This window comes from Thioclava electrotropha, from assembly GCF_002085925.2.
GTDB lineage: Bacteria > Pseudomonadota > Alphaproteobacteria > Rhodobacterales > Rhodobacteraceae > Thioclava > Thioclava electrotropha.
Genome location: NZ_CP053562.1, coordinates 216,432 through 227,945, shown reverse-complemented (window position 1 = coordinate 227,945; position 11,514 = coordinate 216,432). Strand labels below are relative to the sequence as shown.

Sequence of the window (11,514 nt, the reverse complement as noted above, 5' to 3'; positions counted from 1 at the left end):
GGGATATTTCGATCAAGAAGAAGAGACGCGAATCCGCTTGCGGGGAAACAGGCGCGCGCCTAGCCTCGCCGCGAAATTTCATGGAGGGCGCAATGGCCAAGATCGAAGCACGTCTCGAAGAGCTGGGAATTCACCTTCCCGATGCCCCGGCACCGGCGGCGAATTACGTGCCCTTCGTGCGCACCGGCAATCAACTGTTCGTCTCGGGACAGATCTCGAACGGGCCCGAGGGGCTGATCCGCGGCAAGCTCGGCGACGGGATGGATGTCGAAGAGGGCGCGATGGCGGCGCGGTTCTGCGGGCTGGCGCTGATCGCGCAGGCGAAAGCGGCCATTGGCGATCTCGACAAGCTCCGTGTGGTGAAGCTGGTGGGGTTCGTGAATTCGACGCCTGAGTTTACCGATCAGCCGAAAGTCGTGAACGGCTGTTCGGACCTGATGGTCGAGGTCTTCGGCGATGCGGGGCGTCACGCGCGTTCGGCGGTCTCGGCGGCTTCGCTGCCGATGGGCGTCGCGGTCGAAATCGAGGCGATTTTCGAGGTCGCGTGATGGCATTGCATCCTGATTTTCTCCGGCTTCCGATCGCGCATCGGGCGCTGCACGACTACACGCTCGGCCGTCCCGAAAACAGCCGTGGCGCAATCCGTGCGGCTATCGCGGCGGGCTATGGAATCGAGATCGACGTGCAACTCTCGGCCGATGGCGTGCCGATGGTGTTTCACGACTACGCGCTGGACCGGCTGACCGCAGAGCGCGGCCCGGTGCGCCAGCGCACGTCGGCAGAGCTTGCCGCGATCCATCTGAGCGGGACGCAGGAGGGCATTCCGACCCTCGCCGAGGTGCTCAAGATTGTCGACGGGCAGGTCCCGCTTCTGGTTGAGATCAAGGATCAGGACGGCGCGCTCGGCCAGCAGATCGGTCCGCTGGAAGAGGCGACAGCGCTGTTGCTGCGCGATTACGAAGGCCCGGTTGCGGTGATGTCCTTCAATCCGCATGCGGTGGCGGCATTCGGCGAATTGGCCCCGGGCGTTCCGGTCGGGCTGACGACCTCGGCCTATCAGCCCAATGACTGGGCGCTGCTGCCCGCAGCGCGCGGCGACGAGCTGCGCCATATTCCCGATTTCGAGCGTGTCGGCGCGGCCTTCATCTCGCATGAGGCGAAGGACCTGAACGCGCTGCGGGTGACCGAGCTGAAATCGCTCGGCGTGCCTGTTCTGTGCTGGACGATCCGCTCGGTCGACGAGGAGGCGCTGGCGCGTCGGGTGGCCGATAACGTGACCTTCGAAGGCTACCTCTCGGCGCTTCCGGCTTGACGCCGCGTGCTCAGGGTACAGATTCAGGCAAAGGATGGCCTAACCACCCGGGATAAAATGGATCAAAGCGTTGAAATCACGCTTTATTCGGATATTTCCGAAATAAGTGAAAAAGACTGGAACGCCTGCGCCTGCCCCGAAATCGGGGATGGGGAGCGGGCGTTCGACCCGTTCACCACGCATCGGTTTCTGGCCGCCCTCGAGGCCTCCGGCTCAGTCGGTCCGGGCACGGGATGGGATGCGCGACATCTCGTGGCGCGGATGGGCGATCGGGTGATCGGGGTAGCCCCCCTTTACGTGAAATCGCACAGTCAGGGCGAATATGTCTTCGATCACGGCTGGGCCGATGCGTTCGAGCGCGCGGGCGGGCGCTATTACCCCAAACTGCAATGCGCGGTGCCCTTCACCCCCGTGGCCGGACGACGTCTGCTGGTTCTGCCGGGGCTGGAAGAGGCCGGCGGCCGCGCGCTTCTGGCCGGGATGGCGCAGATCGCCGAAGGGGCCGGGGTATCTTCGGTCCATATGACGTTTTGCACCGAGGACGAGGCGGCGCTTGCCGCCGAGGCGGGCTGGCTGCCGCGGATCGGGCAGCAATTCCACTGGTTCAACGAGGGTTACGAGAGCTTCGACCAGTTCCTCGGCGAACTGAGTTCGCGCAAGCGCAAGACGCTGCGCAAGGAACGCCAGCGGGCACAGGCTTTCGGCGGCGAGATCGTTCAGCTGACCGGCGACGATATCCGGCCCGAGCATTGGGATGCGTTCTGGCAGTTCTATCAGGACACTGGCGCGCGGAAATGGGGCCGCCCGTACCTGAGCCGCGCCTTCTTCGATCTTCTGCACGAGATGCGCGACGACGTGCTTCTGGTGCTTGCGATGAACGGAGACCGCCCGATTGCGGGCGCGCTGAACCTGATCGGGCGCGATGCGCTGTTCGGGCGCTATTGGGGCTGTATCGAGGATCACCCCTTCCTGCACTTCGAGCTTTGCTACCATCAGGCGGTCGATTACGCGATCGCGCACAAGCTGAGCCGGGTCGAGGCCGGGGCGCAGGGCGAGCACAAGCTGGCGCGCGGCTACCTGCCCGTGGCCACCCATTCGGCGCATTGGATCGGCCATGAAGGTCTGCGCGGGGCGGTCGCGGAGTACTTGGAAGCCGAACGCGCCGCCGTGGACGAAGATATCGAGATACTTACCGAAATGGGCCCGTTCCGGAGCCCCTCGGGTGGCAGCGATGAGCAGGCGTGATAAGTAGCAATGTTAAAGGACGTATGACGGGAGCGATGAATGAATTTCAATGACCTGACCGATGTCAGCGCGTGGCTGACGCAGGATCGGATCGATGCGGCCATCATGGTTGCGGTGAATGTGGTGGCTGCGCTGGTGATCCTGCTGGTCGCGATGGCGATCTCGGCTTGGGCCAAACGGCGCATCGTGGCGCTGTCGCAGCGCTACAAACGGCTGGACGACACGCTCTTCGGCTTCCTCGGCAATATGGTGAAATACCTGATCCTCGCGATCGGGGTGATCTTCATCCTCAACCGCTTCGGTATTCAGACCACCTCGCTGGCCGCCCTTGTCGGTGCCGCCGGTCTGGCAATCGGTCTGGCGCTGCAGGGAACGCTTTCGAACCTCGCGGCGGGCGTGATGATCATTCTGTTCCGCCCGTTCCGCCAAGGCGATTTCATCGCGGCGGGCTCGGAAAGCGGCACGGTGACCGAGATCCAGCTCTTCTACACGGTGCTGACGACCTATGACGGCATCCAGATCATCGTGCCCAACAGCGATATCTGGTCGAGCGCGATCACCAATTTCTCCGCCAACCCGACGCGGATGATGGATCTGACCATCGGCGTCGCCTATGACGCGGACCTGAAGAAAACGCAGGAAGTGCTGGAGAATATCTCGCTTTCCGATCCGCGCGCCCTGCCGGAACCCGCGCCGGTGATCCGCGTGAAGCAACTGGGCGACAGCTCGGTCGATTTCACCTTCCGCGTCTGGGCCAAGACGGAAGATTTCTGGGGCCTGCAGGCGGAATATACCCGCAAGATCAAGGTGGAGTTCGACGCGAACGATATCGGCATCCCCTTCCCCACGCGCACGCTCGAAGTGGTGCAGGTGCCGAAAATCGAGACCCGCAGCGTGACCCGCGAAAGCGGTGCCGCTTGAACTGGCGGCCCGGGGCTGCAAGGCTGCGGGCCAGCTTAACGCATCAGGGAGTAAGCGATGACATCGAAGCTCGAACCCGAGGAACGCAAGGCGCTGCTCAATGCGCTTGAAGATACCGGATGGCGCGCGGCCGATGGGCAGGATGCCTTGATCAAGCGGCTTCTGTTCAAGGATTTCTCCGCCGCTTGGGGGTTCATGAGCCAAGCCGCGCTCTGCGCCGAGAAGATGGATCACCATCCCGACTGGCGCAACGTCTACAACAAGCTCGAAATCACGCTGACGACCCATGACTGCGGTGGCGTCAGTGTCCTCGACATCGAACTGGCCGGCGCGCTGGATTCGCTGGCCGAGGGCGTGGCCGAGGTCGACCGCGATATCGGGCGCCCGGTGATGCGACTGACCGAGCCGGTCGAAAAAGAAAAAGACTGAACGAAAAACGCCCGGCTCCTCGGCCGGGCGTTTTCATTTTGTCAGGGCGGCGGATCAGAGTTCCGCGAGAAGTCCTTCGCCTGCCGAGGCTTCGCAGGTGCCGGGGCTTTCCTCGACATTCAGATGCTTGACCACACCATCCTCGACGAGCATCGCGTAGCGCTTCGAGCGATTGATGAGGCCCGCGGGCGGCGCGGTGAAGTCCATCTCGATCGCTTGCGTGAAGGCGGCTTCCGGGTCGGCCAGCATGGTCAGCCCCGCCTCGGTCGCGCCCGTTGCCTCGCCCCAGGCCTGCATGACGAAGGGGTCGTTGACCGAGACGCAGATGATCTCGTCCACGCCCTTTTCGGCGAATTGGTCCTTGGTGCGGATGAAGCTGGGCACATGCGCGGTGGTGCAGACGCCGGTATAGGCGCCCGGCACGGCGAAGATCACGATCTTGCGGCCCTTCATCTTGTCGCCAAGGCTCACGGGTTGCGGCCCTTCATCGCCCACGGCGAGGAAAGTCGCGCCGGGAAGTACGTCGCCGGTCGTTAAGGTCATAGAAAGCTCCGATTTGTTCGCGTTGCACTTGTTCCGCCCGTCGATATAGGGTCAGGCGCGAGCCGGGCCAGTGGAGAAAGTTATGAGCGGAATAGTGATCGTCGGCGCGGGACAGGCCGCAGCCTCTATGGCCGCGAAACTGCGGGCGCTAAAATTTGACGGGGCGATCACCGTGATCGGCTCGGAGCCCATTCAACCCTACCAGCGCCCACCCCTGTCGAAAGCCTATCTGCTGGGCGAGATGGAGCTGGAGCGCCTGACGCTGCGCGCCTCCGACTGGTGGCAGGAAAACGACATCGCGCTGCGGCTCGGCACCTCCGTCACCGCGATCGACACCGAGGCGCAGAGGGTCACCCTGTCGGATGGCGAGACGCTCGATTATTCCGAACTCGCGCTCTGCACCGGAGCCACGCCGCGCCGTCTGCCCGCCGCGATCGGCGGCGATCTGGGCAATGTCTTCACCGTGCGCAACCTCGCGGATGTCGACCGGATGCAGCCCCATTTCACCCCCGGCAAGCGGCTCTTGGTGGTCGGCGGCGGCTATATCGGGCTGGAGGCGGCGGCGGTCGCGCGCAAGCTCGGCCTTGAGGTCACGCTGGTCGAGGCCGCCCCGCGCATCCTCGGCCGCGTCGCCTGCGAAGAAACTGCAGACGCGATCCGCAAGTTGCATCGCGAGCGCGGCGTCGAAATCCTCGAAGGGGTCGGCCTGACGCGACTGACCGGCGAGGAGGCCGTCACCGGCGCGATCCTTGAGGACGGGCGCGCATTGCCCGCCGATTTCGTGATCGTCGGCATCGGCATCACCCCCGACGAGGAGATCGCCCGCGAAGCCGGTATCCATTGCGAAAACGGCATCGCCGCCGACGCGCAGGGCCGCACCTCCGCGCCCCATATCTGGGCGGCGGGCGATTGCGCCTCTTTCCCCGGCTCCGAGGGGCGTATCCGCCTCGAATCCGTCGGCAACGCAATCGACATGGGCGAGCTGGTCGCCGAGAACATGCTGGGAGCAGGCCGCGCCTATGCGCCAAAACCGTGGTTCTGGTCGGATCAGTTCGACGCGAAGCTGCAGATCGCCGGGCTCAATGCGGGCTACGATCAGGTCGTCAGCCGCCACGATGACGGCAGCAGCTTCTGGTATTTCCGCGCAGGCCGCCTGATCGCGGTGGACGCGATCAACGATGCGCGCGCCTACATGGTCGGCAAGCGCCTCATCGAAGCGGGCAAGCCCGTGACGCCCGAAGCAGTCGAGACCACGGCAGAGCTGAAAGCCCTGATGCAATGAGAATTATCGGAGGCGCGAAGCGTGGGCTGAAACTGGCGGATGTGGGTGCGGGCGACATGGATGCGCATCTGCGCCCCACGACCGACCGCGTGCGCGAGTCGATCTTCAACCTGCTGACGAATGGCGGGCATGGCAATCCGGTGCCCGAGGCGCGGGTGCTCGATCTCTTCGCAGGCACCGGCGCGCTGGGGCTGGAGGCGCTGTCGCGTGGCGCGGCCCGCGTGGCCTTCGTCGATGACGGCACCGCCGCCCGCGCGCTTCTGCGCCGCAATATCGAGGCGATGCGCGCGATGGGCGTCACCGATGTCTGGCGGCGCGATGCAACCAATATGGGCCCCAATCGCGGCCCAGGCTACGATCTGATCTTCCTCGATCCGCCCTACGGGATGGGGCTGGGCGAACGCGCCCTCGCCTCCTGTCTCGAGAATGGATGGATCGCTCCGGGCGCGATGATCGTTTGGGAAGATAACACCCCGCCGATCCTGCCCGCCGCCCTCGAACAGCTCGACCAACGCCGTTATGGCGACACGCTCGTAACCCTTGCCCGGATGCCTGAATGACAAACCACCCGAAGATCCCCCATGCCGTCCTGTTCGATTGCGACGGTGTGCTCGTCGACAGCGAGCCCGCGACCTTCGACCTGATTCAGGAAGAATTCGCGCGCTATGGCGTGCACAAGACGATCTCCGAACTGGAAGACGCCTTCATCGGTTCCACCATCGAGAATGTCTATCAATGGGGCCGCGCGCATGGGGCCGATCTGCCCGAGGGCTGGGTCGATAGCTATTACGAGGGGCTCTACGCCCGGCTGCGCGAGGGGACCGATCTGATGCCCGGCATCCCGCGCCTTCTCGCCCGGCTCGATGCAGAGGGAATTCCCTTTGCGGTCGGCTCGAACGGGCGGCAGGCGAAGATGGAGGCGACGCTCGGGCAGCACCCGGATATCCGCACGCGGCTGGAGGGGCTGCTGTTCTCGGGGCAGGACATGGGACTGCCCAAGCCGAAGCCCGATCTCTACATCCATGCCGCGCGCCATCTGGGCGCTGACCCGACCGCCTGCGTGGTGATCGAGGATAGCGCCACAGGCGCGCGCGCGGCGAAAAACGCAGGCATGCGTTGCCTCGGCTACTCTCCGAAAGGCGACAATCCGAAGCTCGCGGCGGAAGGGGCGGAACTGTTCACCGACATGGCCCAAGTGCCGCGGCTCATCGGCCTCGATCCCTGATCTTCCTCTTGGCGGAAATATCCCGGGGGGCTGGCGCAGCCAGCGGGGGCGCAGCCAGCGGGGGCGGAGCCCCACTAACGACTGAATCTTAGCGCCAGGTCGGGTGGAAGCGTCCCGCCGGCGAGGTGGTGAAGATCTCGCAACCATCGGCGGTCACGCCCACCGAATGCTCGAACTGCGCCGACAACGACTTGTCCCGCGTCACGGCGGTCCAATCGTCGGCCAGAACCTTGGTCTCGGGGCGGCCCAGATTCACCATCGGCTCGATCGTGAAGATCATGCCCTCTTCCAGCATCGCGCCGGATCCTGCCCGCCCGTAATGCAGCACGTTCGGCGGCGCGTGGAACACCTTGCCCACGCCGTGGCCGCAGAAATCGCGCACCACCGACATGCGGTTGCTCTCGACGAATTTCTGGATCGCATGACCGATATCGCCAAAGGTGTTGCCGGGCTTCACCTGCTCGATGCCGACCATGAGCGAGTCATGGGTGACCTGAATCAGACGCTCGGCCTTGCGGCTCAGATTGCCCGCGACATACATGCGCGAGCTGTCCCCGAACCATCCGTCGAGGATCACGGTCACGTCGATATTGATGATATCGCCGTCCTTCAGCTTCTTGTCGCCCGGGATGCCGTGGCAGACGACATGGTTCACCGAGATGCAGCTCGCGTGCTGATAGCCGCGATAGCCGATGGTCGCCGAGGTCGCGCCCAGCTCGCCCACGCGGCGTTCGATGAAGGCGTCGAGTGCTGCGGTCGTGACCCCCGGCTCCACCAGATCGGCGACTTCGTCGAGGATCTGCGCCGTCACCTGCGAGGAGGCGCGCATTCCCGCAAAATCGCTCTGATCGTAGATCCGGATTCCGTCCTTCGTGGTGCGGCCCTGAGTATCGTCCAACGGTCTGCTCCTTAAGGGTTTCGGCCTTTAGATAGTCACAAAAGCGGGGCTTGGCCAGTGCCCGGGCTTTTCGCGCCCCGTTCCGCGCCCTATACCAAGTCGAAAGGAGCCTCACAGATGCCAAATCCCACCGCAGCGATCCTGATCATCGGCGATGAAATCCTCTCGGGGCGCACCCGCGAGGGAAACGCGCATTATCTGGCCGGACAGCTGGTCGAACGCGGAATCACCTGCCGCGAAATCCGCGTAGTGCCGGACGATAACGAGGTGATCGTAGCCGCGGTGCGGGAGCTCTCGGCAGCCCATGATCACCTTTTTACGAGCGGCGGAATCGGCCCGACCCATGACGACATCACCGCCGATGCGGTGGCCGAGGCGATGGGCGCGAAGCTCGACGTGCGCGAGGATGCCAAGGCGATCCTCGCTGCGCATTACGCAGCCCGCGACACCGAGTTCACCGCCGCGCGGCTGCGCATGGCGCGGATTCCCGACGGAGCGGAGCTGATCGAGAACCCGGTCTCTGCCGCGCCGGGCTTCTCGCTGGGCAATGTCCATGTGATGGCGGGCGTGCCGAACATCTTTCAGGCGATGGTCGAGGGGCTCTTGCCGAAACTCACCGGCGGCGCGCCGATGATCTCGCGCAGCCTGCAGGTGCTGCGCGCGGAATCCTCGGTGGCCGACGATCTGCGCGCGCTGGCGGGTCGCTATCCCGACCTCTCGATCGGCTCCTACCCCTTCGTGCAGGAAGGCCGCTACGGCACCAATCTCGTGCTGCGCGGCACCGATCCCGTTCAGGTCGACGCGGGCTTCGCCGAGCTGCAAACCGCCTTCCCGGAGGGCACATGATCGACGCCTATGCGATCATCGACGCGACCTGGCCCGCAGCCGAATATCGCCGCGCGGGCGGGTTTTTGATCCGCGACGGGCAAGGCGGCGGCTCTCGCGTCAGCTGCGCGACGCTGGAAGTGCCACTCGAGCAGGCCGACATTCCAGCCGCCGAAGCCGCGCATCGCGCCCTGGGCCAGCGTCCGCGCTTCATGATCCGCGCGGGCGACGAGGCGTTGGATGCGGTCCTGGAGGCGCGCGGCTACGAATCCTACGACCCGGTGCGGATCTGGTCGGCTCCGGTCGCCGCGATGCAGGGTGAGGTACCGCCCGTGACCGCATTCGCCCACTGGCCGCCGCTGCAAATCGCCCGCGACCTGTGGACCGAACTCGATGTCGGGCCCGAGCGCCAAGCGATCATGGATCGCGCCGAGGTGCCGAAAACCTGCGTTCTGGGCCGCAAGGACGACCGGGCCGCAGGCGTTGCCTATATCGGTCTCTACGAGGGGGCGGCGATGCTCCATGCGCTCGCCGTCGCGCCGAAATATCGCCGGATGAGCCTCGCGCGCGAGATGATCCATGAGGGCGCACGCTGGGCCGCCGAGGCCGGGGCCGAGCGGTTCGAGATGATCACGACGCTCGCCAATGACGCCTCGAACACGCTCGCCGAAAGCTTCGGTATGGAAGTGCGCGCGCAATATCACTATCGCCGCGCGCCGGAGGTGGTATGACCCGCCGGGCGACCCTCCTGCTGGCCGGGCTGCTGGCCGTCCCCCTGTCCCACGCGGCGCTGGCCGCATCGGCGGACCTGACACTGCCCGCAGGCGCCACCCAATCCGCGCAGGAAACGAGCCCCGCCACCAGCTACCAATTGGCGGTCGGGCCGTGGCAGGATGGTCAGCTCGAGACCCGCGATCTGGAAGGCGCGCGCTCCGACACCGCCTATCAGCTGCGCGCCAATCAGAACACGACGCTGCAAATCCTCGCCCCGCTGCGCGATCAGCTGAAGCAGGCAGGCTACGACATCCTCTATGAATGCGACACGCAGGCCTGCGGCGGGTTCGATTTCCGCTACGCGCTCGACCTGCTGTCAGAGCCCGCGATGCATGTCGATCTGGGCGACTTCCGCTATATCGCGGCGCGCAATGGGTCGGATTACTTCGGAATTACCGTGTCGCGCTCGTCCGAGTCGGGCTTCATTCAGGTGACCGAGATGCGGGTGCAGGACGTCACCCCCGCCCAGCCCGATGATCCGCTCGCCCCGCCGCAAACCGCGCCGATTTTGCCGCGCGCCGATGCGCCCGCCGTCGCCCCGTCCGCGCTTGCGCAAACGCTGGAGGCGCAGGGTTCGGTCGCGCTCGACGATCTCGACTTCCCCTCCGGGGCCTCTGCGCTTGGCTCGGGTGATTTCGCCTCGCTGCAGGCGCTGGCCGAGTTCCTCAAGGCCAATCCCGATTTTCAGGTGATGCTGGTGGGCCATACCGATGCTGTGGGCTCGCTTGCGGCTAATATCGCGCTGTCGAAGAAACGCGCGCAATCGGCACGGCAGAAGCTGATCGGCGATTACGGGGTGGCGGCGTCGCAGGTCAGCGCCGAGGGGGCGGGTTTCCTCGCCCCGCGCGCGAGCAACCTGACCAAAGAGGGGCGCGAGAAAACAGACGGGTCGAAGCGGTTCTCACCTCGACCCGGAGTTAGCGCCAGCCGGCGGAATGGCCCGGCGCGGGAGGGAGTTCGGTCTCACCAGTTGTCGGGGCCCTTCTCGGCGAAGGTCTTGGCGAGGAAATCGATGAAGGCGCGCACTTTCGGCTGGGTGAAACGGCCCGGCGGATAGATCGCGTAGATGCCCAGCGTCTCCATCGGCAGGTCGGGCATCGCCTCTTCCACCAGCCCTTCGCGCATCGCATCGGCGTAAAGGAAGGACGGCAGGTAAGCGATCCCAAGACCCGCAGTTGCAGCATGCAGCAGCGACTGACCGTCATTGACCGTCAGCCAGCCCGCCGAGCGGACCTGACGCCGCTCGCCCGAAGGCGCGGTCAGCTTCCAGACATTGCCAGCCGACTGGTTGGAATAATGCAGCAGCTTGTGGTCGTTGAGATCGTCGATCCGCTCGGGGCGACCGAATTTCTCGAAGTAATCCGGCGAGGCGATCATCCGGCGCGAGGTTTCGGTCAGCTTGCGCGCGCGCAGGCTCGAATCCTCCAGCTCGCCGACGCGGATCGCCATGTCGAACCCTTCGGAGATGAGTTCCACATAGCGGTTGTTCAGCACCATATTCACGGTGATTTCGGGAAATTCCTGCAAAAACTCGCCTAGAACGGGCGAGAGAAGGTTCACACCGAAATCGGTGGCGACCGAGATGCGCAGCAGCCCCGAGGGCGCCGTCTGCATCGACGTGACCAGCGCATCGGCCTCGCCCGCGTCGTTGAGAACACGACGCGCGCGGTCGTAATAGGCCAGCCCGATTTCCGTCGGCGAAACGCGACGGGTGGTGCGATTCAGAAGACGTGCGCCGAGGCGCGCCTCCAACGCCGAGACATGTTTCGACACAGCCGATTTGGAGATGCCCATCTTCTTGGCCGCATCGGTGAAGCCCCCTTGGTCCACAACGGTGGCAAAGGCTTCCATTTCAGTCAGGCGATCCATCCCAAACACCCTTCGGCTTGTAATTTCTGTTTCTTATTTCCCGCTTATCGGCACGAAATCGGGCGCAATTTAGACTTCGCGGCGACAATACGAGGGTAACAATGGGAGAGAATCCCGCAGGTTGGTGACCCCTGCGAAACGGTGGCGCTTTCGCTCTGACGCCGCGTTCGACGTGACAAGCTTGGCCTCGC

The 11,514-nt window shown here is 64.7% G+C and carries 14 protein-coding genes; 11 read left to right on the top strand and 3 right to left on the bottom strand.

Annotated features, from left to right (window positions below; translation table 11 throughout):
* Positions 1-92: 92 nt before the first annotated feature.
* The 5 genes from AKL02_RS01150 to AKL02_RS01130 are packed head-to-tail and all read left to right on the top strand — an operon-like array spanning position 93 to position 3,907.
* A complete protein-coding gene (locus tag AKL02_RS01150; protein WP_078541698.1) occupies positions 93-548 on the top strand; it encodes a RidA family protein in 456 nt (151 codons plus the stop codon).
* Positions 548-1,312, top strand: a complete 765-nt coding sequence (locus AKL02_RS01145) for a glycerophosphodiester phosphodiesterase family protein (RefSeq protein ID WP_108722331.1) — start codon at positions 548-550, stop codon at positions 1,310-1,312. The genes AKL02_RS01150 and AKL02_RS01145 overlap by 1 nt, the downstream gene beginning before the upstream one ends.
* Before the next feature lie 57 nt (positions 1,313-1,369).
* Positions 1,370-2,557 (top strand): GNAT family N-acetyltransferase, encoded by a 1,188-nt coding sequence (locus AKL02_RS01140; protein WP_083076257.1) that lies wholly within the window; start codon positions 1,370-1,372, stop codon positions 2,555-2,557.
* A gap of 39 nt (positions 2,558-2,596) precedes the next feature.
* Entirely contained in the window at positions 2,597-3,478 is an 882-nt protein-coding gene (locus AKL02_RS01135) for a mechanosensitive ion channel family protein (protein WP_078570788.1), read from the top strand.
* 57 nt (positions 3,479-3,535) lie between these two features.
* On the top strand, positions 3,536-3,907 hold the full coding sequence (locus tag AKL02_RS01130; RefSeq protein WP_083076259.1) for a 4a-hydroxytetrahydrobiopterin dehydratase: 372 nt from the start codon (positions 3,536-3,538) through the stop codon (positions 3,905-3,907).
* Between the two features lie 54 nt (positions 3,908-3,961).
* On the opposite strand, the gene AKL02_RS01125 is transcribed toward AKL02_RS01130, so the two are convergent.
* On the bottom strand, positions 3,962-4,450 hold the full coding sequence (locus AKL02_RS01125; protein WP_078570786.1) for a peroxiredoxin: 489 nt from the start codon (positions 4,448-4,450) through the stop codon (positions 3,962-3,964).
* Between the two features lie 82 nt (positions 4,451-4,532).
* Here AKL02_RS01125 and AKL02_RS01120 point away from each other — a divergent pair, with 82 nt between their 5' ends.
* The 3 genes from AKL02_RS01120 to AKL02_RS01110 are packed head-to-tail and all read left to right on the top strand — an operon-like array spanning position 4,533 to position 6,957.
* Complete coding sequence (locus AKL02_RS01120) at positions 4,533-5,732, top strand: NAD(P)/FAD-dependent oxidoreductase (RefSeq protein ID WP_083076261.1); 1,200 nt, start codon at positions 4,533-4,535, stop codon at positions 5,730-5,732.
* The gene (gene rsmD, locus AKL02_RS01115; protein WP_083076263.1) at positions 5,729-6,292 is read left to right on the top strand and encodes a 16S rRNA (guanine(966)-N(2))-methyltransferase RsmD; all 564 of its coding nucleotides are present in this window, start codon (positions 5,729-5,731) and stop codon (positions 6,290-6,292) included. Before AKL02_RS01120 ends, rsmD begins: the two co-directional genes overlap by 4 nt.
* Positions 6,289-6,957, top strand: coding sequence for an HAD family hydrolase (locus AKL02_RS01110; RefSeq protein WP_083076265.1), 669 nt, complete (start codon positions 6,289-6,291; stop codon positions 6,955-6,957). Before rsmD ends, AKL02_RS01110 begins: the two co-directional genes overlap by 4 nt.
* An 88-nt stretch (positions 6,958-7,045) precedes the next feature.
* Here AKL02_RS01110 and map read toward each other — a convergent pair whose 3' ends face one another.
* Complete coding sequence (gene map, locus AKL02_RS01105; protein ID WP_078550844.1) at positions 7,046-7,855, bottom strand: type I methionyl aminopeptidase; 810 nt, start codon at positions 7,853-7,855, stop codon at positions 7,046-7,048.
* Between the two features lie 117 nt (positions 7,856-7,972).
* Between map and AKL02_RS01100 the strand changes: the two genes are divergently transcribed.
* Genes AKL02_RS01100 through AKL02_RS01090 form a run of 3 tightly spaced genes read left to right on the top strand, consistent with a single transcriptional unit; the run spans position 7,973 to position 10,511 of the window.
* Positions 7,973-8,701, top strand: coding sequence for a competence/damage-inducible protein A (locus AKL02_RS01100; protein ID WP_083076267.1), 729 nt, complete (start codon positions 7,973-7,975; stop codon positions 8,699-8,701).
* Complete coding sequence (locus tag AKL02_RS01095; RefSeq protein ID WP_083076269.1) at positions 8,698-9,411, top strand: GNAT family N-acetyltransferase; 714 nt, start codon at positions 8,698-8,700, stop codon at positions 9,409-9,411. The genes AKL02_RS01100 and AKL02_RS01095 overlap by 4 nt, the downstream gene beginning before the upstream one ends.
* Positions 9,408-10,511 (top strand): OmpA family protein, encoded by a 1,104-nt coding sequence (locus AKL02_RS01090; protein ID WP_198453235.1) that lies wholly within the window; start codon positions 9,408-9,410, stop codon positions 10,509-10,511. The genes AKL02_RS01095 and AKL02_RS01090 overlap by 4 nt, the downstream gene beginning before the upstream one ends.
* Here the strand turns inward: AKL02_RS01090 and AKL02_RS01085 are convergent.
* On the bottom strand, positions 10,418-11,323 hold the full coding sequence (locus AKL02_RS01085; RefSeq protein WP_078522334.1) for a LysR family transcriptional regulator: 906 nt from the start codon (positions 11,321-11,323) through the stop codon (positions 10,418-10,420). The two genes, AKL02_RS01090 and AKL02_RS01085, sit on opposite strands and share 94 nt — an antisense overlap.
* Positions 11,324-11,514 lie beyond the last annotated feature (191 nt).